General features: G+C 73.0%; 17 protein-coding genes. 6 read left to right on the top strand and 11 right to left on the bottom strand.

Features of this window, described 5'->3' with window-relative positions:
* Positions 1–10: 10 nt before the first annotated feature.
* Entirely contained in the window at positions 11–391 is a 381-nt protein-coding gene (locus tag QUY26_RS11310; protein ID WP_289955653.1) for a VOC family protein, read from the bottom strand.
* Positions 392–408: 17 nt separating this feature from the next.
* A complete protein-coding gene (locus QUY26_RS11315; RefSeq protein ID WP_289945579.1) occupies positions 409–951 on the bottom strand; it encodes a hemerythrin domain-containing protein in 543 nt (180 codons plus the stop codon).
* Positions 952–1713: 762 nt separating this feature from the next.
* Here QUY26_RS11315 and QUY26_RS11320 point away from each other — a divergent pair.
* The 5 genes from QUY26_RS11320 (at position 1714) to glgB (ending at position 11259) form a co-directional block, all read left to right on the top strand.
* Positions 1714–2913 (top strand): S8 family peptidase, encoded by a 1200-nt coding sequence (locus QUY26_RS11320; RefSeq protein WP_289945581.1) that lies wholly within the window; start codon positions 1714–1716, stop codon positions 2911–2913.
* 287 nt (positions 2914–3200) lie between these two features.
* Positions 3201–5306, top strand: a complete 2106-nt coding sequence (locus QUY26_RS11325) for an alpha-1,4-glucan--maltose-1-phosphate maltosyltransferase (RefSeq protein ID WP_289945583.1) — start codon at positions 3201–3203, stop codon at positions 5304–5306.
* On the top strand, positions 5303–7021 hold the full coding sequence (treS, locus tag QUY26_RS11330) for a maltose alpha-D-glucosyltransferase (protein WP_289945590.1): 1719 nt from the start codon (positions 5303–5305) through the stop codon (positions 7019–7021). The genes QUY26_RS11325 and treS overlap by 4 nt, the downstream gene beginning before the upstream one ends.
* Positions 7022–7157: 136 nt before the next feature.
* Positions 7158–8660, top strand: a complete 1503-nt coding sequence (locus QUY26_RS11335; protein WP_289945592.1) for a maltokinase N-terminal cap-like domain-containing protein — start codon at positions 7158–7160, stop codon at positions 8658–8660.
* Between the two features lie 58 nt (positions 8661–8718).
* Positions 8719–11259, top strand: coding sequence for a 1,4-alpha-glucan branching enzyme (glgB, locus tag QUY26_RS11340; protein ID WP_289945594.1), 2541 nt, complete (start codon positions 8719–8721; stop codon positions 11257–11259).
* Positions 11260–11396: 137 nt separating this feature from the next.
* Here glgB and QUY26_RS11345 read toward each other — a convergent pair whose 3' ends face one another.
* Positions 11397–11918, bottom strand: coding sequence for a GtrA family protein (locus tag QUY26_RS11345; RefSeq protein WP_289945596.1), 522 nt, complete (start codon positions 11916–11918; stop codon positions 11397–11399).
* A gap of 468 nt (positions 11919–12386) precedes the next feature.
* On the opposite strand from QUY26_RS11345, the gene QUY26_RS11350 reads away from it, so the two are divergent.
* Complete coding sequence (locus tag QUY26_RS11350; RefSeq protein ID WP_436840306.1) at positions 12387–13496, top strand: serine hydrolase domain-containing protein; 1110 nt, start codon at positions 12387–12389, stop codon at positions 13494–13496.
* A gap of 140 nt (positions 13497–13636) precedes the next feature.
* Here QUY26_RS11350 and QUY26_RS11355 read toward each other — a convergent pair whose 3' ends face one another.
* The 8 genes from QUY26_RS11355 to QUY26_RS11390 all read right to left on the bottom strand — a co-directional run bounded on the left by QUY26_RS11355 (position 13637) and on the right by QUY26_RS11390 (position 24072).
* Positions 13637–15889, bottom strand: a complete 2253-nt coding sequence (locus QUY26_RS11355) for a HelD family protein (RefSeq protein WP_289945599.1) — start codon at positions 15887–15889, stop codon at positions 13637–13639.
* 202 nt (positions 15890–16091) lie between these two features.
* Positions 16092–16418 (bottom strand): thioredoxin family protein, encoded by a 327-nt coding sequence (locus tag QUY26_RS11360; protein ID WP_289945601.1) that lies wholly within the window; start codon positions 16416–16418, stop codon positions 16092–16094.
* 65 nt (positions 16419–16483) lie between these two features.
* Positions 16484–17440, bottom strand: a complete 957-nt coding sequence (locus tag QUY26_RS11365) for an NAD(P)-dependent oxidoreductase (RefSeq protein ID WP_289945603.1) — start codon at positions 17438–17440, stop codon at positions 16484–16486.
* A 42-nt stretch (positions 17441–17482) separates the two neighbouring features.
* Positions 17483–18424, bottom strand: coding sequence for a carbohydrate kinase family protein (locus QUY26_RS11370; RefSeq protein WP_289955654.1), 942 nt, complete (start codon positions 18422–18424; stop codon positions 17483–17485).
* A gap of 91 nt (positions 18425–18515) precedes the next feature.
* The gene (gene metK, locus QUY26_RS11375; RefSeq protein ID WP_289945605.1) at positions 18516–19679 is read right to left on the bottom strand and encodes a methionine adenosyltransferase; all 1164 of its coding nucleotides are present in this window, start codon (positions 19677–19679) and stop codon (positions 18516–18518) included.
* A 111-nt stretch (positions 19680–19790) separates the two neighbouring features.
* Complete coding sequence (locus tag QUY26_RS11380; RefSeq protein ID WP_289945606.1) at positions 19791–20564, bottom strand: CPBP family intramembrane glutamic endopeptidase; 774 nt, start codon at positions 20562–20564, stop codon at positions 19791–19793.
* Positions 20565–20569: 5 nt separating this feature from the next.
* A complete protein-coding gene (locus tag QUY26_RS11385) occupies positions 20570–23143 on the bottom strand; it encodes an MMPL family transporter (RefSeq protein ID WP_289945609.1) in 2574 nt (857 codons plus the stop codon).
* On the bottom strand, positions 23140–24072 hold the full coding sequence (locus tag QUY26_RS11390; RefSeq protein ID WP_289945611.1) for a class I SAM-dependent methyltransferase: 933 nt from the start codon (positions 24070–24072) through the stop codon (positions 23140–23142). Before QUY26_RS11390 ends, QUY26_RS11385 begins: the two co-directional genes overlap by 4 nt.
* Positions 24073–24266: the final 194 nt, after the last annotated feature.

Genomic DNA, 24266 nt, shown 5'->3' on the forward strand with positions numbered 1-24266 from the left:
GCCCGCTCGCTCACCGGTCCTCGGGGTACCAGCGCAGTTCGACGGAGTTGCCGTCCGGGTCCTTCACGTAGATCGACTGGGCGTCGCCCCGGGCGCCGAACCGGCCGACCGGGCCCTCGGTGACGGTGAAGGTGCCGGAGTCGATGACCTCCTGCCAGTCCAGGGGCTCCACGACCAGGCAGATGTGGTCGACGTTGGACTCACCGCGCTCGCCGGAGACCAGGTCGATGATGGTCACCGCGCTGACCCGCGCCGAGGGGAAGGGGACCTTCCCGGCGCGCCACTCCTCGACCCGGACGGGTTCCAGGCCGAGGGTGCCGCAGTAGAAGTCCAGGGCGCGCTCGACGTCCCCGACGTTCAGGACGAGGTGGTCGAAGTCCTTGACGCGCACGGCTCTTTGCTCTGTGGTCACTGCTGTCCTTCCTCAGGTGCGGGAGCTACCGGCGGGAACGGTACCTCGGCGAGCACCGGAACCAGCCAGGTCTCCTCGTAGTCCAGATGTTCCGTCAGGTCCGCGGCGAGCCGGTCGAACTCGGCGAGGAACCGGGCGGGCTCGGCCGCGGCGAGGTCGGCGAGCAGCCCGACCAAGTTCTCCTTGAGCCGGGCGATGGCGCGGTGCTCCTCGCCGAGGCGGTCGAGGGCGGGCCTGAGCTGTGGGTGGTGCGCGGCGACGCCGGGGAGGACGTGGTCGTCCTCGCTGGTGTGGTGGAAGGTCAGCGCGTCGCAGAACTCCAGGCAGCGCTGCCTGATCTGCAGGCCGATGCCGGGCGCGGGCGGGCGGCCGGGGCCCTGGTGGGCGGCGCGCTCGGCGAAGTGGGCCGCGGCCTCGGCGCGCAGCTGGACCAGCTGGTCGCGCAGCCAGTCGTGCACTTCGAGGAGCTTGTCGGCGAGGGTGTGGATCTCCCGGGGGGCCTGCGGCGCGGGTGTGGGCGTGCTGGTGGGCGTGGGCATGTGGAAGGGGTTCTCCAGACGGGTGTGTGCGCGGCGACGAGACCGCGAAAAGGAAGCGGGAAGGGAGAAGGGAAACGAGGGAACGCAAGGGAGAGCAGGGGAAAGCGAGGGAAAGCGAGGGAAAGCAAGGAAAGAGGGGGGTGCGCGGAGCGCGCTCAGGCTCGAAGGGCCCGGAGCGCGGGCACGGTCACGTCGAGGACGTCGTGCCGACGCGCGGCGAGGTGAAGTGATCAGTACACAAGGTCATGTCCCTTGGTGCGGGTGCTCGCCCGGTCACCGGCCCGCCCACTGCTCTTCGGCCGGTGCCACGCGGCACCCACTCATTAGAGACGGCGCTGCCGCGTGCTGTCAACGCGGTTGCGGACGCCTGCCGAGACCCTGCCACCGCTTCGGCCCCGGGGGGGCGGTCGGGTCGGTGGGCCCGGGTCGGGTCGGCACCCGCCCGCTCCCCCGCCGGAGTCCGGACTGCGGCGGGGGGCCGGAGCGGGTTGCCGCCCAGGGCCCTGACGTGATCTTCCCGAATCCCCAAACCCCAAGTCAATCCTCGCAATTGCTCGTAGGAACCCAAGCTCAAGCTTGGATGTGGGGCGCTTTGATCATGCTTCGTGCCATTAACACCCGTTCCACCCCCTGGTGCGGCCTTGTCGCGCCTTCTGCGGGCACGAGACGCTGCGGGGGACGGCGCCGCCGAACCACCGTGCCCGCGGACGCGCGCGCACCCCGGCGGGATCTGTCGTCGGACCCAGGGGAGGGAATCCAGTCATGGCCGCACCACGGGCAAGACACCTACGCATCAAGGGAGTTCTGGCGGCCGCCGTCACGGCGGCAGCGCTCTCGATCGTCCCGAACACCGCGCACGGCGCGCCCTCGGGACCCGACACGCCCACCGGCCGGGGGGCTGCCCGGCAGGGCTACGTCGTGACGCTCGCGCCGGGCACGGCTGCCGCGTCCGACGCGGGCCGTGACCTCGCCGAGCGGTACGGGGCGAACATCGACCGCACGTACAGCGCGGCGCTCAACGGCTTCGCCGTGCGGGCGGACACCGCTCAGGCGGCCCGGCTGGCGGCCGACCCGGCGGTCGCGTCCGTCGTCCCGGACACCCGCGTGCGCACGGGCGCCCGGCAGCAGAACCCGCCGTCCTGGGGCCTGGACCGCATCGACCAGAAGCGGCTGCCGCTCGACAAGTCGTACTCCGCGCCGCGGCGTGCGGGCGCGGGCGTCACGGTGTACGTCATCGACACCGGCGTGCGCACCTCGCACCGCGACTTCGGCGGGCGGGCCCGCTCCGGGCGGGACTTCGTGCAGAACGACGGGGTCGCGCAGGACGGCAACGGCCACGGCACGCACGTGGCCGCGACGGTCGCGGGCACCAAGTACGGCGTCGCGAAGAAGGCGAAGGTCGTGGCGGTGCGGGTGCTCGACGACGAGGGCAGCGGCACCCTCGCCCAGGTCCTCGCGGGCATCGACTGGGTGACCCGGCACGCGCGGGGGCCCGCGGTGGCCAACCTCAGCCTGGGCGGCCCGCCCAACGCCCAACTCGACGCCGCTGTGCGCACGTCCATAGCCTCGGGCGTCACGTACACGGTCGCGGCGGGCAACGAGAACGAGCCCGTGAGCCGGTCCTCGCCGGCCCGCGTCAAGCAGGCCCTGACGGTCGGCGCCACCGACCGCCGCGACGCCCGCGCCGGATTCTCCAACCGGGGCGCGGGCCTGGACCTGTTCGCACCCGGAGTGGCGATCCGGTCCGCGTCGATCAGGAGCAACACCGCCTCCACGGTCTCCTCCGGTACGTCGATGGCGGCGCCGCACGTCGCGGGCGCGGCCGCGCTGTATCTCTCCGGACACCCCTCGGCGCGGCCCGCCGATGTCGCCAAGGCGCTCGTCGCGCGCTCCGTGAAGGGCCGCGTGTCCGGCCCGGGCGCCGGGTCGCCGAACCGGTTGCTCCAGGTGAGCGGCCTGTAGGCGGCCCATGTCGAACCGGTGGCACTGGTGACGCACCGTCAGGGAACCGGCCCCGCCCACCCGGGCGGGGCCGGTTCCGTGCCTCGGGGCGCGGGCCCGTGGAGCGGCTGGTCTTGTGCCTGCCGTTACGCGCGAGTAGTTAACAAAGCGCCGGATTGCCCACCCGAGGAGCGTGGGAAGGCTCCTCCGGTACGCGCTCGCACACGCCTCCGGGCCCGGTGCGGGCGCACCAGCGGAACCCCTCCACGACTCATCTCCGCCCACTCGAACGCGGAACAGGAGCGGTCATGCCTCAACCCCGTAAGGCCTCAAGGGAGTTCACCGTCCGACCGCGCACCGGACGCATCCCCGTCCTTGACGTGGCACCGGTCGTGCACGGCGGGCGCGCCCCCGCCAAAGCCGTCGTCGGCGAGACGTTCCAGGTCACCGCCACCCTCTTCCGCGAAGGCCACGACGCGGTGGGCGGCAACGTCGTGCTGCGGGACCCCTCGGGGCACCCAGGACCCTGGACCCCGATGCGGGAGCTGGCGCCGGGCACCGACCGGTGGGGCGCGCGGGTCACGCCCGACCGGGAGGGTGAGTGGACCTTCGCCGTGGAGGCGTGGGGCGATCCGGTGACGACCTGGCGGCACCACGCGGGGATCAAGATACCCGCGGGCATCGACACCGAGCTGGTCCTGGAGGAGGGCGCCCGGCTGTACGAACGCGCCGCCGCGGAGCTGCCCACACCCCCGGCCACCACCGCGACCACGGCCACCACGCCCGCCCCCGCCGCGGACGCGCCCCCCGCCCCCGCCGAGATCCTCCGCACCGCCGCAGCCGCCCTGCGCGACCGCACCCGCAGGCCCGCCGCCAGGCTCGCCGCCGCCCTCACCCCCGAGGTGGACGCCGTCCTCGCCCGGCACCCACTGCGCGAGCCGCTGAGCTCCAGCGAGGAGTTCCCGCTCCGGGTGGACCGCGAGCGGGCGCTCTTCGGAGCCTGGTACGAGTTCTTCCCGCGCTCGGAGGGCGCCGTGGTCCGCGAGGGCGCCCCGCCCGTCAGCGGCACCTTCCGCACGGCCGCCGGGCGCCTGCCCGCCATCGCGGACATGGGCTTCGACGTCGTCTACCTGCCGCCGATCCACCCCATCGGCAGCACCTTCCGCAAGGGCCCGAACAACTCCCTCTCGGCCGGACCCCACGACGTCGGCGTGCCCTGGGCCATCGGCTCTCCGGAGGGCGGCCACGACGCCGTCCACCCGGACCTCGGCACCCTGGAGGACTTCGACGCGTTCGTGGGCGAGGCCGGACGGCTCGGCATGGAGGTGGCCCTGGACTTCGCGCTCCAGTGCTCGCCGGACCACCCGTGGGTGGACAAGCACCCCGACTGGTTCGCCCACCGGGCGGACGGCACCATCGCGTACGCGGAGAACCCGCCGAAGAAGTACCAGGACATCTATCCGCTGGCCTTCGACCGGGACCTGCCGGGCCTGGTGGCCGAGACCGTGCGGCTGCTGCGGTTCTGGATGGGGCACGGCGTGCGGGTCTTCCGCGTCGACAACCCGCACACCAAACCCGTCGTGTTCTGGGAGGAGGTGCTCGCCGAGATCCACCGCACCGACCCGGACGTGCTGTTCCTCGCGGAGGCCTTCACCCGCCCCGCGATGCTGCGCACCCTCGCGGCGATCGGCTTCCACCAGTCGTACACGTACTTCACCTGGCGCAACTCGAAGCAGGAACTCACCGACTATCTGAAGGAGTTGGCGGGTGAGACCGCGCATTTTCTGCGGCCCAACTTCTTCGTCAACACCCCTGACATCCTGCACGCCTACCTCCAGGACGGCGGGCGGCCCGCGTTCGCGGCGCGCGCGGTGCTCGCCGCGACGCTCTCGCCGACGTGGGGCATGTACAGCGGCTTCGAGCTGTGCGAGAACACCCCGGCACGCCCCGGCAGCGAGGAGTACCTGGACTCGGAGAAGTACCAGCTGCGCCCGCGCGACTGGGCGGCCGCCGAGCGCACGGGCACCACCATCGCGCCCCTGATCCGCACCCTGAACCGGGTCCGGCGCGCCAACCCGGCCCTCGCCACCCTCCGCGACCTGCACTTCCACGAGGTCGACAACGACTCGATGATCGCCTACTCCAAGTCGGCGTCGGGCACCGACGGTTCGAACACGGTTCTGGTGGTCGTCAACCTCGACCCCCACCACACCCAGGAAGCCACCGTCTCGTTGAACATGCCACAACTCGGGCTCCCCTGGCACGAGTCCGTGCCGGTGCGCGACGAGCTCACCGGCGAGACCTACCACTGGGGCAGGACCAACTACGTGCGCCTCGACCCGGCCCGGGCGCCCGCGCACGTGCTCGTCCTGCGACCGTCCTCACCGCAGATCGGAGGGTCACCCACAACATGATCTTCAACGAGCCCGTCCAGGACACCTTCGAGGACACGCCCCCCAAGGACCGCGACCCCGACTGGTTCAAACGCGCCGTCTTCTACGAAGTCCTCGTCCGCTCCTTCCAGGACAGCAACGGCGACGGCATCGGCGACCTCAAGGGCCTCACCGCCAAACTGGACTATCTGCAGTGGCTGGGGGTGGACTGCCTGTGGCTGCCGCCGTTCTTCAAGTCGCCGCTGCGCGACGGCGGCTACGACGTCTCCGACTACACCGCCGTCCTGCCCGAGTTCGGCGACCTCGCCGACTTCGTGGAGTTCGTGGACAGCGCGCACCAGCGCGGCATGCGCGTGATCATCGACTTCGTCATGAACCACACCAGCGACCAGCACCCGTGGTTCCAGGCGTCCCGCAACGACCCCGAGGGCCCCTACGGCGACTACTACGTCTGGGCGGACGACGACAAGCAATACCAGGACGCCCGCATCATCTTCGTCGACACCGAGGCTTCCAACTGGACCTTCGACCCCGTCCGCAAGCAGTACTACTGGCACCGCTTCTTCTCCCACCAGCCGGACCTCAACTTCGAGAACCCGGCCGTCCAGGAAGAGATCATCTCGGCCCTGCGGTTCTGGCTCGACCTCGGCATCGACGGCTTCCGCCTCGACGCCGTGCCCTACCTGTACGCGGAGGAGGGCACCAACTGCGAGAACCTGCCCCGCACCCACCACCTGCTCAAGCGCGTCCGCGCGGAGATCGACGCGCACTACCCCGACACGGTGCTGCTCGCCGAGGCCAACCAGTGGCCCGAGGACGTCGTCGACTACTTCGGCGACTTCGCCGAGGGCGGCGACGAGTGCCACATGGCGTTCCACTTCCCCGTCATGCCCCGCATCTTCATGGCGGTGCGGCGCGAGTCGCGCTACCCGGTCTCCGAGATCCTCGCCAAGACCCCGGCCATCCCCTCCGGCTGCCAGTGGGGCATCTTCCTGCGCAACCACGACGAGCTGACCCTGGAGATGGTCACCGACGAGGAGCGCGACTACATGTACGCGGAGTACGCCAAGGACCCGCGCATGCGCGCCAACATCGGCATCCGCCGCCGCCTCGCCCCGCTCCTGGACAACGACCGCAACCAGATCGAACTCTTCACCGCCCTGCTCCTGTCGCTGCCCGGATCACCGATCCTGTACTACGGCGACGAGATCGGCATGGGCGACAACATCTGGCTCGGCGACCGCGACGCCGTGCGCACCCCCATGCAGTGGACGCCCGACCGCAACGCGGGCTTCTCCTCCTGCGACCCGGGCCGGCTCTACCTCCCCACGATCATGGATCCGGTCTACGGCTACCAGGTCACGAACGTCGAGGCAGCCATGAGCAGCCCCTCCTCGCTGCTCCACTGGACCCGCCGCATGATCGAGATCCGCAAGCAGAACCCGGCCTTCGGCCTCGGCTCGTACACCGAACTGCCCTCCTCCAACCCGGCGGTGCTCGCCTTCCTGCGCGAGGCGCCCTCCACCGGCGAGGACGGCGACGACCTGGTGCTGTGCGTGCACAACTTCTCCCGCTTCGCCCAGCCCACCGAACTCGACCTGCAGGCCTTCAACGGCCGCCATCCCGTCGAACTCATCGGCGGGGTGCGCTTTCCGGCCATCGGTGAACTGCCGTACCTGCTGACCCTCGCGGGGCACGGGTTCTACTGGTTCCGGCTGCGCGACGACTCGGCGTAAGGTCACCGTGACGGCGGCGTGAGTCTGCCTCTCCCGGCGTGACCCACCCCGCTCTGGGCACTCGTACACGGCACGTCCCCGCTCGGCACCTTTCTCCGTACCTGACTTGTCCGCGCCGCGGAAAGGACGGGACATCATGTCGGAAGCCGCCATCCGCCCCAGTGCCGACCCCGGTGCGCTCCTCGCGTCCCTCGATCCGCTGCTGCGCGGCTGGCTGCCGCGCCAGCGCTGGTTCGCGGGCAAGGGCCGCCCGGTCACGGGCTTCGACCTGGTGGCGGCGACGGAACTGCTTCCGCCCGGCGCCGAGCAGGGGCTGCTGCACCTGCTCGTCCGCGTACGCCAGTCACTGCCGGGGGCCACCCCGGCGGCCGAACACGAACTGCCCTCCGACTGCTACCAATTGCTGCTCGGCGTGCGCACCGAACTCCCGCCCCGGCTCGCGCCCGCCCTGATCGGCCATGTGACCGGCGGCGCGCTGGCCGGGCGCACCGTGTACGAGGCGCTGCACGACCCGCGTACGGCCGGGCTGCTCCTGGAGCGGCTGCGGCTGCCGGGACGGCTCGGCGTGCTGCGGTTCCTGCGCGCCCGGGGGGACGGGGGCGCCGCCGGTTCCCAGGACCCGGCCGTCGCCGGGAACGCTCACGACATCGACATACCCTCGGGCCTCGTGCCCCGCGCGCTCGGCGTGGAACAGTCCAACTCCTCGCTCGTGTACGGAGATACGTTCATCCTGAAGCTGTTCCGGCGGGTGGTGCCCGGCGTCAACCCCGACCTGGAGCTGCCGCTCGCCCTCGCCGCGCAGGGCTGCCGCCGGGTGCCGCCGCCCGTCGCGTGGATGACGGCCGACGGCACGGACGGCGCGGACGAGCCGCTGGTCCTCGGGGTCCTCCAGCCGTACGTGGCCGGGGCGACGGACGGCTGGGAGCTGGCCCTCCAATTCCTCGCCAAGGGCGCCGACTTCAGCGCCGAGGCCCGCGCGCTCGGCCGCGCCACGGCCGAGGTGCACGCCGCCCTCGCCGCGGCGCTTCCCACCGTGACGCTCGGGCGGGCGCAGGTCGAGCTGCTCGCGCGGGGCATGGCGGAGCGCCTGGACGCCGCGGCGCAGGCGGTCCCCGCGCTGCGCCCGTACGCGCCCGCGCTGCACACCGCCTACGACGCGCTCGCCGACCTCGCCGCCGAGGGCGACACCCGCCTCGTGGCCCAGCGCGTCCACGGCGATCTGCATCTGGGCCAGTGCCTGCGCGCGCCGTCCGGCTCCTGGTCCCTCATCGACTTCGAGGGCGAGCCCGCGCGCCCGCTCGCCGAACGCCGCCTGCCGCAGCCGACCGCCCGCGACGTGGCGGGCATGCTCCGCTCCTTCGACTACGCCGCCCGCGTCTACCGCCCCTGGTCCCCGGAGTGGGCCGACACCTGCCGCGCGGCGTACTGCTCCGGCTACGCCGACGTCAGCGGCCGCGACCCCCGCACCTCGCCGGTGCTGCTGCGCGCCCACGAGACCGACAAGGCCGTGTACGAGGCCGTGTACGAGGCCCGCCACCGCCCGGACTGGCTGCCGGTGCCACTGACCGCCCTCGACCGGCTCGCCGCCGGTTCGGAGCGGGAGGGAGCCGCCGACCCCGGCACCGACGCCTCCCTCTGACCGCCCCGCCGCCCCGCCCCGCCGCGCACCCCCGCCCGCTGACAGGAGGCCGCCCCCCGTGACCCGCCGCCCCACCTCCCGCACCCCGTCGGACCACCCCGAACACGAGCCCGACAGCACGCCCGCGCAGCCGGATCCGGCGCGGTCGCCGAGGGCCCCGAAGACGTCCGCGTCAGCGCGCGCGGGCGAGCCGCCGAGCGCGGCCGAGAAGACCGCCGCGAAGAAGGCCACGGCGAAGAAGACCGCGGCCAAGAAGACCGGCACGGCCAAGGCGGCCAAGAAGACGGTCAAGAAGGCCACCAAGAAGACGGTCGAGGCGGCAGCAGCCAAGAAGACGGTCAAAGCGGCCAAGACGGTCAAGGCGGCCCAGGCAGTCGAAGCAGTCGACACGGCCAGGGCGACCGCCGCCCCCGTCTCCCCTGTCCCCGAAGCCGACCGTGTCCGGCTGCTCGACGGGACCCACCACGACCCGCACTCCGTGCTCGGCGCCCACCTCACCGGTGACGGCGTGGCGTTCCGCGCGCTGCGGCCGTACGCCCGTGCCGTGGCCGTCGTCGCCGGGGAGCTGCGGGCCGAACTGGCCGACGACGGGGAGGGGTTCTTCTCGGCGGTGGTGCCGCTGCGCGCCGTTCCGGACTCCTACCGGCTGCGCGTGACGTACGACGGGGCGGAGCTGGAGACCCCGGACGCGTACGGGTTCCTGCCCGCGCTCGGCGACTTCGATCTGCACCTGGTCGGCGAGGGCCGGCACGAGCGGCTGTGGGACGCGCTCGGTGCGCGGCCGATGACGCACCAGGGGGTGCGCGGGACCCGGTTCACGGTGTGGGCGCCGAACGCCCGGGGCGTGCGGGTCGTGGGGGACTTCAACTTCTGGGACGGCGCGGGCTTCCCGATGCGGTCGCTCGGCGGCAGCGGGGTGTGGGAGCTGTTCGTGCCGGGCCTCGACGCGGGTGAGCTGTACAAGTTCCAGATCACGCGGCCGGACGGCGGCATGACGTACCGCGCGGACCCGCTGGCACGCCGTACGGAGGTGCCGCCCGCGAACTCCTCCGTCGTCCACGAGTCGACCCACGTGTGGCGGGACGAGGAGTGGATGCGGCGCCGCGGCGAGACCCCCGTGCACGAGGCGCCGTTCTCGGTGTACGAGGTGCACCTGGCGTCCTGGCGCCCCGGGCTCACGTACCGCCGGCTCGCCGACCAGCTGCCCGCCTACGTGGCCGACCTGGGCTTCACGCACGTGGAGCTGATGCCCGTCGCCGAGCACCCCTTCGGCGGCTCCTGGGGGTACCAGGTCACCGGTTTCTACGCGCCGACGGCCCGCCTCGGCTCGCCCGACGACTTCAAGCACCTGATCGACGCCCTGCACCGGGCCGGGATCGGCGTCCTCATGGACTGGGTGCCCGCGCACTTCCCGCGCGACGACTGGGCGCTCGCGGAGTTCGACGGGCGGACGCTGTACGAGCACGAGGATCCGGCGCGGGCGGCGCACCCCGACTGGGGGACCCTGGAGTTCGACTACGGGCGCAAGGAGGTGCGGAACTTCCTCGTCGCCAACGCGACGTACTGGTGCGAGGAGTTCCACATCGACGGCCTGCGCGTGGACGCGGTGGCCTCGATGCTCTACCTCGACTACTCGCGCGAGCACGGCGAATGGTCGCCGAACGAGCACGGCGGCCGGGAGAACCTGGACGCCGTCGCCTTCCTCCAGGAGATGAACGCCACCGTCTACCGGCGCTGCCCCGGCGTCGTCACCATCGCCGAGGAGTCCACCGCCTGGGACGGCGTCACCCGGGCCACCCACCACACCGGGCCCGGCGGCTTCGGCGGCCTCGGCTTCGGCCTGAAGTGGAACATGGGCTGGATGCACGACTCGCTGGGCTACATGTCCAAGGACCCGGTGCACCGCAAGCACCACCACCACGAGATGACGTTCTCGATGGTGTACGCCTACAGCGAGAACTACGTCCTGCCGATCTCGCACGACGAGGTGGTGCACGGCAAGGGCTCGCTGGTGTCGAAGATGCCGGGCGACTGGTGGCAGCAGCGCGCGAACGAGCGCGCCTACCTGGGCTTCATGTGGGCCCACCCGGGCAAGCAACTGCTCTTCATGGGGCAGGAGTTCGCGCAGGGCGCGGAGTGGTCGGAGGGTCACGGGCCCGACTGGTGGCTGCTCGACCCGGCGTACGGCGCGGAGCCCGACCACCGGGGCGTGCGCGACCTGGTGCGCGACCTGAACGCCCTGTACCGTGCCGTGCCCGCGCTCTGGCAGCGGGACACCGACCCGGGCGGGTTCGCGTGGGTCGACTCGGACGCCGCCGAGGACAACGTGTTCGCCTTCCTCCGCCATGACGCGCAGGGCTCTCCGCTGCTCGCGGTGTGCCACTTCTCGCCGGTGGTCCGGCAGGACTACCGGGTGGGCGTCCCGGAGGAGTACGCGGCCTGGCAGGAGGTCCTGAACACCGACGCCGCCCGCTACGGCGGCAGCGACACCCTCAACCCCCACGCCCTCAAGCCGGACGCGACCCCGTCCCACGGCCATCCCACGTCCCTGCGCCTGACGTTGCCCCCGCTCGCCACGATCTGGCTCCGCCCGGCGTAGGCCGGACCCGACGCGGACGGCGCCGTCCCCGGCCGGGGCGGACCCGGCCGGGGCGGACCCGGCCGGGGACGGCGCCGTCGAGGGGAGGGCGAGGGCGGTGGCGTCGAGGGGAGGGCGAGGGCGTCGAGGGCTCCGCGTCAGGCGGCGCAGCAGAGGGCCGCGGGGCCGGCCGGGGCCGTGGCGCGGGCCACGGTCGCGGGCACCGGCAGGGCGGCGGGGGCGGCCGGGGCCTGCGTGCGGCCGCGGGCGAAGACGACGAGGCGGAGGACGACGAACCGCGCGACACCGGCGAGCGCGGAGGCGGACAGGTACACGGCCTGCTCGACGACCGCGCCGGGCGCCGCCACCAGCTGGTGCAGGACGAGCATCGCCACGCTGGTGACCACGTACGCGGCCGCCGCGGACCCGGCGGACTGCGTGTGCTGGCGCCAGGTCGCGCGCCCGCCCGCACCGAAGGTGAAGCGGGCGTGCAGCTCGGTGGCGAGGAGCGTGGAGACCACGGTGATCAGGGCGTTGGCCAGGACCCAGGGGATCCAGGAGGCGAGCGCCGGCACGGCGAAGCTGGAGGCGACCCCCACCCCGCCGCCGCAGAGCACGAAGCGGGCGAAGGCGGTGAAGGCGCCGGGTGCCGTCCGCTCCTGGCTCTGCGCTGTCCCCATGATCCGACCCCTTCGACTCGCTCCGCGAAACGCGCGCCCCCCGACCGTGAGGCCGAGGGGTGCGCTGCCCATGACGCCATGATGGCACACGCATGGCGCCATGACGAGCCATTAATGGCACCACAGGCATCACGCATGGCGCCAAACTCGGGCTGGAGTCATTAGTACGCAGGTCAGCGACGTGGCGCGACTGTGGCGCCTTGGTGCCACATCAGCCGCCCGGAGGCCCCCTGGAGGCTCCCCGGTGGCACCATCCTCCGCCGAACCCCCCGTCCGCCGACATGGTGCTAGCCCCACCTGAAGGCGACCGGCTGGCCGTATCGCCCGGCGGCACCACGCCCGGACAAGGTGATTCCCGGCGGTGATCATCCGCCGGTTCCCCACCTTCCCGGGAGTTGGCACATGCGTGGACAGCGGCGACGAAGCGTTCCTTCGGCCGGGCGGCGGCCGGGCGGTCGGCACCGCGCCGTGACGGCGGCGGCAGCGGCGGCGGTCGGCATCCTCGTCGCGAGCGCGCCGACGCCGGCCGCGGCGACGACGGCCACCGAGCCCGACCCCGTGCGGCAGGGCCTGAACGCACTGGTGCACCACGACGGCATGCCCGCGGCGCTGGCGAGCGTCAAGGACCCGGCGGGCCGCACCCGCACCTCCACCGCGGGGGTCGGCGACCTCGCCACCGGCGCCGAGGTGCCCCGCGACGGCCAGGTGAGGGTGGGCAGCAACACCAAGGCGTTCACCGCCGTGGTCGTCCTGCAGCTGGTGGCCGAGGGGAAGCTCCGCCTCGACGACCCGGTCGGCGAACACCTCCCCGGCCTCCTGCGCGGCGACGGCATCGACGGCGACGCCATCAAGGTCCGCCACCTCCTCCAGCAGAACAGCGGCCTGCCCAACTACACCGAGTACGACATCCCGCTCAAGCACTACGAGCCCAAGGACCTCGTCGACATCGCGCTGAAGCACAAGGCGAACTTCGCGCCCGGCACCAAGTGGCAGTACAGCAACACCAATTACGTCCTGGCCGGCATGATCATCGAGAAGGTCACCCGGCACTCGTACGCCAAGGAGCTGGACCGCCGCGTCATCAAGCGCATCGGGCTGCGCCACACCTACTTCCCCGCCCCTCGCGACGCGACCATCCGCGAGGCCCACCCCCAGGGCTACATCCAGGAGAAGCCCGGCGCACCGCTGCGGGACGTCACGGAGATGGACCCGTCCTGGACCTGGGCGGCGGGCCAGCTCGTCTCCACCAACTCCGACCTCAACCGCTTCTACTCCGCCCTCCTGGGCGGCCGCCTCCTCAAGAAGCCCCAGCTGGACCAGATGCGCACGACCGTCAAGGGCGCCGACAAGACCTTCGGCCCCGGCGCCCGCTACGGCCTCGGCCTGGTCAGCAAGCCCCTCCCCTGCCGCCCCGGCGAGGTCTACTGGGGCCACGGCGGCAGCTTCCCCGGCTACGAGACCCGGGGCGGCGCCACCACCGACGGCCACGCGGCGAACGTGGCGGTGACGACCCAGCCGAAGGACAAGAAGACGATGTCCCACGTGGACAAGGTCGTCGAGAAGGCCCTGTGCGCCTGACCCGCCCACCGCACCCCGCCGAACCAGCCACGACACCCCGCCCCCCTGCCGAACCAACCGCAACTGCGCACCCCCGACGGTGCGACTGGTCCGACGGCAACGGGTGGGAGGGGGCGAAGCCCGCCCCGGCAGCGGCGGGACTACAGCAGCGAGGCCAAGGCGTCCGGCAGCGCCCCCGACGCGAGGATCCCGAGCCGCTGCGTGGCCCGCGTGAGGGCGACGTACAGATCACTGGTCCCGTACAGAGCAGGCTCGACGACCAGCACCGAGTCGAACTCCAGCCCCTTGGCCTGCCGCGGATCGATGAGGACGACACTCCGCGTCAGGTCGAGCTCGGCGCCCGGCCCGGCCACGTCCGGCAGCTTGCCCGCGAGGGCACCGTGCAGCTCGCGAGGGGCGATCACGGCGAGCCGCCCCACCTCCGGTGCCTCCTCGGCGACGGCGTCCGCGACGGCGGCGGCGAGATCGTCGACCCGCCGCGCCCACGGCCGCACGCCGGTGCTCCGCACCGACGAGGGCGGCTCGAACCCGGCCACCCCCGCGGCCCGCGGCACCCGGGCCGCGACCTCCATGATCTCGGCGGGCGTACGGTAGTTGACGCCGAGGCGCGCGTACTCCCAGCGGTCCTCGACGTACGGCGCGAGGATCTCGCTCCAGGAGCCGACGCCCCCGGACTCGGCGGTCTGCGCCGGGTCCCCGACGAGCGTCATCGACCGCGTCGGACTGCGCCGCATGAGCAGCCGCCAGGCCATCGCGGACAGCTCCTGCGCCTCGTCGACGATGATGTGCCCGAACGCCCAGGTCCGGTCGGCGGCGGCCCGCTCCGCCGCGCTGCGGTGGTCGGCCTCCTCCTGCCGCTCGGCCATCCGCTCGGCGTCCACGATGTCGTGCGCGAGCAGCACCTCGGCGCCGTCGGGGTCGGTCTCCTCCTTGTCCTCGAACTCGTAGGTGCGGGAGGCGTACGACACGTCGAGCACGCCCTGCGCGTACGCGACCTCGCGCTGCCACCGGGCCTCCGCGCGGGCGCGCTCGGCGCTGTCGTCGACGCCGAGGAGCTCCGCGGCCTCGTCGAGGAGCGGCACGTCGGCGGGCGTCCAGTCGGCGCCCGGCGCCCGTCGGACCGCGGCGGCGTCCGCGTCGGACAGGTGCACGGGCTCGGCGAGGAACTCCGTGACGAACTCCTCCGGCGTCAGCGTGGGCCACAGCTCCTCGACGGCGGCGTGCACCTCGGGGCTGACGGCGACGGCCTTGCCGAGCTGGGCGATGTCGTCGGGCCCGAGGAAGTTGGGCCCGCCGTACGGGTCGTGGCCGATGCGCTCGGCCAGCTGCCGGGTCAGCGCGTCGATGACGTGGAAGGCGAAGGTGGGCCGGGCGAGGTTGTGCGGCTGGTCCGCCGCGCGCGCCGCGTCCCGCGCCTCGTACGCGATCGACCAGTCCAGGATCAGCTCGCCGTCGTCGTGCTCGATGACCATCGGCGCCCCGGGCTCCGGCAGTTGCTGCCGGTCGCGCAGCGCCCGCGCGAGCACGTCGGCCATCTCCACCCGCCCCTTGACCTCGGCGGCGGCGGGCGAGTCGGTGCCGGTCGCGGTCACTCCGGGGAACAGCTCGCCGAGCGTCGCGAGCAGCACCCCGGTCTCGCCGAGCGCGGGCAGCACCTCGCCGATGTAGCCGAGGAACGCCGGGTTGGGCCCGACGACCAGGACGGCCCGCTTGGCGAGCAGCTCCCGGTGCGCGTACAGCAGGAACGCCGCCCGGTGCAGCGCGACGACCGTCTTGCCGGTGCCGGGCCCGCCCTCGACGACGAGCACGCCCTGGTGCGGGGCGCGGATCACGCGGTCCTGCTCGGCCTGGATGGTCTGCACGATGTCGTGCATGCGGCCGGTGCGCGCGGAGTCGAGCGCGGCGAGCAGCACCTCGTCGGCGTCGGCGGCCTCGTGCCCGGTGCGGGTGGTGTCGCTGAGGTCGAGGATCTCGTCGTGCAGGGCCGTGACCCGGCGGCCCTCGCTGGTGATGTGCCGGCGTCGCCGCAGGCCCATCGGGGTGTGTCCGGTGGCGAGATAGAAGGGGCGCGCCACCTCCGCCCGCCAGTCGATGACCAAAGGCGTGCGCTCGACGTCGGACGCGCGGATTCCGATGCGCCCGATGTGATGGTCACGGCCGTCCCTGAATTCCAGGCGCCCGAAACAGAGACCGTTCTCGCCCGCGTCGAAGGCGGCGAGCAGCCCGGACTGCTCTGCCACCATCACATCGCGCTCAAGGCGTGCCTGTGACCCGTTGCCGACCTGCGCCAATGACGCCTGTACGGCGGACTCGGCCTCCTCGCGCAGCGCGTCGAGGCGCGCGTACAGCCCGGAGACGAATTGCTGCTCTTCCCGCAATTCCTCGCTTGACAATTCAGCCCCTCGCCAGTTACAGTGCTCTTATACAGATTCTCGCGCAGCCCCCGCATGCAGTGACGCAGGCGAATAGGCAGGGCTTCGCGAAAGAATCCAATATACGCAGAGAAAAGCCCCGGACGTCAATTCGTCCGGGGCTTTTCTGCACGTACCTGGTACCGGCTCGGCAGGGCCCGGCCGGGAACCACGGCCCCGCGGGCTACAGCACCCCCGCGCCCGCCAGCTCCCCCACCAGCCGCCGCTTCGCCCGCGCCCCCACGACCTGCCACACCGGCTCGCCGTCGCGGAACGCCATCGACGTCGGGGTGGACAACATCCCGTACGCCACCGTCGTCTCCGGATTGCGGTCCACGTCCACCTGCACCACCTTCAGCCGGTCCGCCTCCTGCCCGGCGATCTCACCGAGGGCCGGCGCGAGCTGCCGGCACGGCCCGCACCACTCCGCCGTGAACTGCACGAGCACCGGCCGGTCCCCGGAACGAACCTCGAACCCGAAGTCCGCGTCCGTCGCCTCGCCGATTCGCATGCCCCGACGGTAGTCCTTGACGTCGAGGTCAAGGCCAGCGCTCGGGTCCGGGCCCGGGGCGGGGGTCACGCGCGGGGGTTGCGGACGCCCTCGACCGTCGCCGTCCAACTGTCCCCGCCGTGGCCCAGGTCCACCGCCCGCTTGGCGACGTCCCGCACCCCGCGCAGCACGGAGACGTCCAGGCCGCGGCGCTCCGCGGCGTGCAGGATGTGCTCGACGCCCTCCAGCTCCACGGCGAGGTTCGCCTGCTCGCCCGGGTACGCGCCCGCGTCCACCTCCGTGGCCGTCTCGCCGATCAGCAGGGCGATGAGCGAGAAGTGGGACTGCAGGAACGGGGCGAGCGCCGAGGCCGGGACGCCGTCCTTCGCGGCGAGGGCGTAGCCGTGCACCAGACCCGCCATCGACGTCCAGAAGAAGTCGAGCATCGACAGGTCGTACACGGCGGCGAGGCCGTGGTCCGCGCCGACGTACGCGGACTGGCCGCCGAGGGATCTCAGCAGCGCCTCGTGCTTCTTGTACGCGGCCTCGTCACCTGAGTAGAAGAGCAGCGCCTCCGGGGTGCCGACCATCACGGTCGGGATCATGACCGCGCCGTCCAGATAGGCGATGCCGTGCCCGGCCGCCCACTTCGCCGCCTCGCGGGCGCGCTCCGGGGAGTCCGAGGTGACGTTCACGAGGACGCGCCCGGAGAGGTCGGCGGCCAGCGGCTCCAGGACGGCCTGGGAGGCGTCGTAGTCGACGACGCACACGACGACGACCTCGCCCGCGCGCACCGCGTCCGCCGCGCTCGCGGCCCGGGTGGCGCCCCGGGCGACCAGGTCGTCGCCCTTGCCCGCGGAACGGTTCCAGATGGTCGTCGGGTGACCGGCCGCGAGGAAGGCCCCCGCGAGGGCCTGGCCCATGGCGCCGAGGCCGAGGACGGTGACGGGGGTGGGGGTGGGGGCTGCGGAGAACTTAGAGGGAGCGGCGGGCGTAGAGGGAGCGGCGGGCGTGGAGGGGGCGGAGTTCGTTTCGTCGGGCATGCCCCCATCCTTGGATCGCGCCTCCCCTCCCACAAGTACCTACTATTTAGTCAGGTACTCACCAAAAGGTAAGTAAGCCGTCTCGCGTACGCGCGAGGGCTCGTACTCCTGCGTTCCCACCGACTCCAGGGCCAGCGCGGCGAGCGCGCACCCGAGCCGCGCCGACCGGTCGGCCGGCCAGCCCCGCGCGACCCCCGCGAGATACCCGGCCCGGAAGGCGTCACCCGCGCCCGTCGGGTCGGCGATCCGGCGTGCGGGCACGGCGGGCAGGCGCAGCGGCGGCCGGCCCGCGCGGGCGATGGTCACGCCGTCCGCGCCGAGCGTGGTGATCCAGGAGCCGACGCGGGTGAGGACCTCCTCCTCGCTCCATCCCGTGCGCTTGCACAGCAGCCCCGCCTCGTAGGCGTTGGTGAACAACAGGCTTGCACCGAAGACGAGTTGGCGCGCCTGGGTCTCGTCGAGGCGGGCGAGCTGCTGGGACGGGTCGGCCGCGAACGGGATGCCGAGCGCCCGGCAGGTCGCCGTGTGGCGCAGCATCGCCGCCGGGTCGTCCGCGCCGATGTGCACGAGGAGCAGGCCACCGGGGCGCGGGACGAGGGCGGCGAGGTCGATGGCGCGGGCCTCGGCCATCGCCCCGGCGTAGAAGGTGGCGATCTGGTTCTGGTCGCGGTCGGTGGTGCAGACGAAGCGCGCGGTGTGCCGCTCGGCGCTGACGCGCACGCCGGAGGTGTCGACTCCGGCGGCGGTCAGGCGGGCGGCGTAGTCGGTGAAGTCCCGTCCGGCCGCGCCCACGAGGAGTGGCCTGAGGCCGAGGCCCGCGAGCCCGAAGGCGATGTTGGCGGCCACGCCTCCGTGGCGTACCTCCAGGTCGTCGGCCAGGAAGGACAGCGAGACGTGGTCGAGCCGGTCGGGGACGAGCTGTTCGGTGAAGCGGCCCGGGTAGGTGAGGAGGTGGTCGGTGGCGATGGATCCGGTGACGGCGATCCGCGCGTCGGGGCCCGTCGGGGTCACCGCTCCCAGGGGCGTCGCGGGCAGGGCGTCGTCCACCGGGTCCCGTGTCGGGGCGGACACCGGCTCAGACCCCGGCCGCGGCGCGCAGCGCGTCCGCGCGGTCGGTGCGCTCCCAGGTGAAGTCCGGGAGTTCGCGCCCGAAGTGCCCGTACGCCGAGGTCTGCGCGTAGATCGGGCGCAGCAGGTCGAGGTCGCGGATGAGGGCGGCGGGGCGCAGGTCGAAGACGTCGGCGATGGCCTGCTCGATGCGGGCCTGGGACACCGTCGCGGTGCCGAAGGTCTCCACGAACAGGCCGACCGGCTCCGCCCGCCCGATGGCGTACGCGACCTGCGCCTCGCAGCGCCGCGCGAGCCCGGCGGCGACGACGTTCTTGGCGACCCAGCGCATCGCGTACGCCGCCGAACGGTCCACCTTGGAGGGGTCCTTGCCGGAGAACGCGCCGCCGCCGTGGCGGGCCATCCCGCCGTACGTGTCGATGATGATCTTCCGCCCGGTCAGGCCCGCGTCGCCCATCGGCCCGCCGATCTCGAACCGGCCCGTGGGGTTCACCAGGAGCCGGTAGCCCTCGGTCCCGAGCTCCGTGCCCTCGTCGCGCAGTTCCTCCAGGACGTGGTCCACGACGAACTTGCGTATGTCGGGCAGGAGCAGCGCGTCCAGGTCGATGTGGGCGGCGTGCTGGGAGGACACGACGACGGTGTCGAGGCGCACCGGGCGGCTGCCCTCGTACTCGATGGTGACCTGGGTCTTGCCGTCCGGGCGCAGATACGGCACGGAGCCGTTCTTGCGGACCTCGGTGAGGCGGCGGGCGAGGCGGTGCGCGAGCTGGATCGGCAGCGGCATGTACGTCGCCGTCTCGTCGGTGGCGTACCCGAACATCATGCCCTGGTCGCCCGCGCCGCCGGTGTCCACGCCCTGGGCGATGTCGGGCGACTGGGCGCCGATGGACAGCGAGACGCCGCAGGACGCGCCGTCGAAGCCCTTGGCGGAGGAGTCGTATCCGATGTCGACGACGGCCTCGCGGACGAGCTGCGCCATGGGGGCGTACGCGGTGGTGGTGACCTCGCCCGCGAGGTGCACCAGGCCCGTGGTGACCAGGGTCTCCACGGCGACACGGGCCGCGGGGTCGGCGCGCAGCAGGGCGTCGAGGACCGTATCGCTGATCCGGTCGGCGATCTTGTCGGGGTGGCCCTCGGTGACGGACTCGGAGGTGAACAGGCGGCGCGGCATGGACTTCCCTTTCGTATCCGGGTGTTGAGGCGGATCCGGGTGCTGAGGCGCATCCGGGTGCTGAGGCGCATCCGGGTGCTGAGGTGTGTCCGGGGGACGGTGGGGCGGCGGTCACAGCCAGGCGGCCGCCGCCCCGAGGAGCAGCAGGTTGCAGACGCCCTGCGCGGCGGCGCAGGCGAGCGCGGAGCCGGTGACGGCTCTGAGGACGCCGAGGGCGAGGCCCATCAGGAACACCGAGGGCAGCAGCCCGCAGAGCACCTTCAGGTTGAACGGGTTGAGGCCGTAGTCGCCGACGTGGACGGCCGCCCACCCGGCGGCCGTGGTCACGACGGCCGCGTAGCCGCCCCAGCGCACCTCGACGGCCCGGTACAGGACGCCCCGGTAGCAGACCTCCTCCACCAGCGGGACGAGCACGCCGAGGGCGAGCACCATCGCGACGACGTCCGCCCAGGGCGCGCCGGGCACCATGCCTTCGAAGAGCTTCGGCATCCACGTGGTCCAGTTGTCGTCGCCGTCGCCGAAGGCGTCGCGGGTGGCGAGGAACGTCTGGCCGTAGACGACGGCGACCAGGGCGGTGCCGAGGGCGGCGGGCACGAGGGCGAACCGGCGGATCCCGGCGGCGGCCCAGTCCGGGCGCGGGAGCACCAGGAGCACGGCCGCGCTCAGCGCCACGGAGAGGACCATCACCACGAAGGTGAAGGCCCCGGCGACCCGCACGGCCGCGAGCACGGCGAACAGCGCGGCGGCCGAGGTGACCGGGTACGCCGCGTGGTGCAGCCGCAGCCGGTCGAGCCGGCCGGGGCGGGGCGCGCCGGGGCCGGGGGCCCCGGGTCCCGCCGTGCCGGATCCCGGGGCGCCGGGCTCGTCGTGGATCTCCAGCGTCATGCGTGTCACCCCGCCGTCGCCTTGTCCAGGCGGCGCCCGCGGACGCCGAGGCCGGGCAGCCACCAGTTGTACTTGCGCAGGAGCAGCAGGGTGGCCGGGACGAAGAGCATGCGGATGACGGTGGCGTCGAGCAGGACGGCGAGGCCGAGCCCGGCGCCGTACTCCTGGAGCATCAGCGTGGACGACAGGGCCATCGTGCCGAGGCTGCCCGCCATCACGAGACCCGCCGCGTTGATGACGCGCCCGGTGTCGACGACCGCCCTCATCGTGGCCTCCTCCTGGGAGAGGCCGCCGCGCAGCAGGTCGCGGACGCGGGTGACGAGGAAGATCTCGTAGTCCATGCCGAGCCCCATCATCAGGACGGTGAGGAAGATCGGCAGGTCGTCGATGATCGCCTCGCCGCGCCAGTGGTGGAAGATCAGCACGGTGAGGCCGACGGCCCAGACGTTGCTGAGCATGATGGTGGCGATCAGGCGCAGCGGTACGAGCAGCGAGCGCAGCGTGAACATCAGCATCACGAAGACGCCGACGCTGACGAGCGCGACCATCTGCCAGAAGCTGGAGCTGAGCGCCGCCCCGTACTGCCGGTCGACCTGAGTGGTGCCGCCGACCTCCAACTCGCCCACGCTGCCGCTAGCTTCGGCGGTGACGCGTTCGACGCGGTCGACGGTGGCGGCGGCCGCCTCGGCGTACGGATCGTCGTCGAGGGCGATCACGAAGCGCAGGGTGCCGTCGCGGGAGACGTAGTCGTCGAGGGGGCCCGCCTCGGCGAGCTGCCGGTCGGACCAGCGCGTGCCGAAGGGGTGGGTGGCGGAGTCCACGGAGGCGACGCCGGGGACGTCGGCGATGCGGTCGGTGAGCCGGGCCACGGCCGCCTGCCCCTCGGGCGTGAGGCGCCCGTCGCGGACGACGCCGGACTCGGCGCGGCCGACGGCGATGGTCGGCATGACGGCCGCGTCGCCCCACTCGCGTGCGACGGTCTCGAAGCCGTCGCGGGAGTCGGTGGCCGGGCTGAGGGCGACCGGGTCGGACGTGGAGCGGTTCCCCGCGACGAGGAGGGCGAAGGGGATGGTCGCGGCGAGGAACGCCACCACGATCCACACCTTGCGGCGGCGTGCGAACTCCGCCGTGCGGCGCAGGTGCCTGCCCATCGCGCCCTTGTGCTCCAGGTCCGACAGCGGGTCGCGGCCCACGGCGAAGAACCGGTCGCCGAGCAGCACCAGCAGGCAGGGCGTGAGGGTGAGCGCGGCGGCGAGCACGATGGGGATGCCGATGAGTCCGCCGTAGCCGAGCGGCGGGATCCAGTCCACCGGCGAGAGCAGGGTCGCGCCGAAGGCGAGGGCCACCGCGACGGCGGCGAGCAGCATGCTCTCGCCCGCGTGCACGGTGGCGTGCACGGCCGCTTCGCGCGGCGGGCGGCCCGCGAGGCGTTCCTGCCGGTAGCGCGACGAGAGCAGCATGCTGTAGTCGACGCCCGCGCCCAGCATCACGAACGTCATGATGGTGACGGTGAACTGAGTGAGCGTCACTTGTTCGCCGAGCAGCCGCAGACCCGCCTGGCTGACGTTCATGGACAGGCCGATGACGGCGAGGGTGAGGATCGCGGGCACCAGGGCGCGGAAGAACACCAGCAGGATGACGAAGATGATGACGTACGCCACCGACTCCATCAGCGAGTTGTCGGCCTCGGCCTGTTCGTACGTGTCGTGGATGAGGGCGAGTTCACCGGTGACGTGCACCTCGGCGGCCTTGCCGAGGCCGCTGTCGGCGAGCAGTTCGCGGGCGGTGTCGCGCAGCCCCTCCACGTCCGGGTCGGCGCCCGCCTTGTCCGTGTAACTCACGGACGCGAGCGCGTACTCGCCGTCCTCGGAGATGAGCCGCGCGACCGCGTCGCCCGGCACCGGCAGCGGGTAGCCGCGCCAGTCGGTGGCCGCGGCGAACTTCCCCGCGATCCGGGTGACGGCGGCCCCGTCGGACGCCTCGACGGCCTCCCTGGCGGGCCCGGCGAGCGCGGCGGGGATCCGGCCCCGGTCCGCCTCGCGGTCCACGTGCGCGCGCCGCCCCTTCGCGTCGTCCGCCGCGGCCCGGGCCCCGTCGCGCACCTGGGTGAGGAACGCGGCGGTCGCGTCCCGGTACAGGGTGTACGCGGACGACGTGCGCTCGACCTCGCCGGTGCCGCGCAGCTTCGCGATCCTGCCGTCCAGCGCGGCGAACAGGGCGCGCACCTCGTCGGCGCGCACGTCCGGCGCTTCGACGACGACGGTGACCTCACGCTCGGAGCGGTGCGGGAAGGCCTTCTTCGTGAGCTCGTCGGCGCGGGCGCTGCTGGTGCCGGGGACGACCTTGGACGCGCCCTGGTCGGTGAGGACCGAGTCGAGGCCGAGGGCGTAGGGCGTGCACACCGCGATGAGCAGCGCCCACACCGCGATCACGGTCTTGGGCCGGGCGGCCAGTCTCTCGGCGAAGCGGTGCAGGGCCCGCTGGACGGCGCCGCGTGCCGGGCCGGGACGGGTCCGGTCGCCGTCCCCCGGCGGCGGCGCGGGCGCGGGCGGGCCCACGGCCCTGGTCGGGTTCGTCATGCGACGCCGGCCTCCTCGCCGGTGCGGGCCCCGTGCCGGGCGCGGGGGGTGACGGGCTTGGCGCCGGTGACCACGACGAAGGTGTGCTGGATGTCCAACGTGCCCTGGCGTTCGAGGAGTTCGGTGAGGGCCGCCTCGACGCGGTCGAGGACGAGCTGCTGGCGTTCGTTGTCCACGGCGGTCTTGAAGCCCGCGGCGGCGCCGGAGCGCTGCACCCACTCCAGGACGGCCGCCGGGGTGTGCGCCGGGATGATCTGGGCGCCGTCGCGCTGCCCGGTGACGGTCAGGCCCGCCTTGCCGAACCAGCCGGCCACCGCCGCCGCGTTCTTCGGGAGCGACACCCGGATGAGGCTGGTGAGCAGCGAGGGGTCGTCGGCGAAGACCCGCTCCAGGCCCTCGGTGAGCGCCTGGTGGGCGTCGGCCCTGGTCTCGATGACCATGACCCGGCCGCCCGGCCTGAGCACCCGCCCGATCTCCGCGAGCAGCCGCGTCGGCTTGGTGTAGCAGATGGCCCAGCCGACCACGACCAGGTCGGCGCTCTGGTCGGGCTGGGTGCGGATGAACGCGTCCATGTCGTCCACGAACAGCCGGACGTCCAGGCCCGGCCTGCCCTCGGTGAGCGCGTCCACCTTCCGCCTGGCGACGTCCAGCATCCCCGGCGACTTGTCGATGGCCCGCACGGAGCCCCTGCCGTCCAGGCGCCGGATGATCTCCGCCGTCAAGTGCCCGGTGCCGCAGGCGAGTTCGACGACGCGGTCCCCCGGCGCGATGGGCACCTCGGCGAGGGCCGCGGTGGAGTGCCCGCCCATGACGGGGCTGAAGAACGTGTCGTAGTCGGAGCTCGCCGCGTCGTAGTCCGCGGTCGGATCGGCGTGCGCCCGATTCAACGCGAGACGCAGGGCACGGGCGGCTAGACGTATACGGGACATGTGCGGATCTCCCTGGGTGAGGTTCGGTGGTGGGGTGGGGTGGGTCGTGCGGTGGGGCTGGGTGCGGGGCGGTGGGACTGGGTGCGGGGCGGTGGTGGTACGTGGGCGGGTCGGCGCCCGCCCTTGCGGTGGCTGTACGTCGGCGGGTCGGCGCCCGGCCCGGTGGTGGGCCGGGCTTCGGCGGTGGGTGCCCG

Origin of the sequence: Streptomyces flavofungini (assembly GCF_030388665.1) — a bacterium.
GTDB classification, from domain to species: domain Bacteria; phylum Actinomycetota; class Actinomycetes; order Streptomycetales; family Streptomycetaceae; genus Streptomyces; species Streptomyces flavofungini_A.